This window comes from Hoeflea sp. BAL378 (genome assembly GCF_000759435.1).
Lineage (GTDB): Bacteria > Pseudomonadota > Alphaproteobacteria > Rhizobiales > Rhizobiaceae > Hoeflea.
On sequence record NZ_JRJG01000179.1, the window covers coordinates 1 to 248 of the forward strand.

Here is a 248-nt window from a genome sequence, read left to right on the forward strand (position 1 = left end):
CTAATAGCTCGATCGGCTTGATCGTTCTCATTGATCAATGCTCATCAAACAAGTTTGATGATCTGTTTTGTCCTGACGCTGTCGCGATCTTCGATCGCTGCGCTCCGGACGGGCCGCGCCACGAGGCGCGACGGCCGCTTGGCCTTGCGGAGCTCGCGCTCCGTGTCCGAAACCAAAACAAAGACGTGTTCAAGACTTCAAAGGGTTAGCCGCCCGCCAGCTTCTCAATCAACTTGCATGTGTCGCCA

Annotated in this window: 1 protein-coding gene; it reads left to right on the top strand. The window is 55.6% G+C overall.

From position 1 onward, the window contains the following. Window positions 1–209, top strand: a 209-nt coding sequence (locus LL06_RS28135; protein WP_210165730.1) for a hypothetical protein, incomplete at its 5' end; no start/stop codon positions are given. Window positions 210–248: the final 39 nt, after the last annotated feature.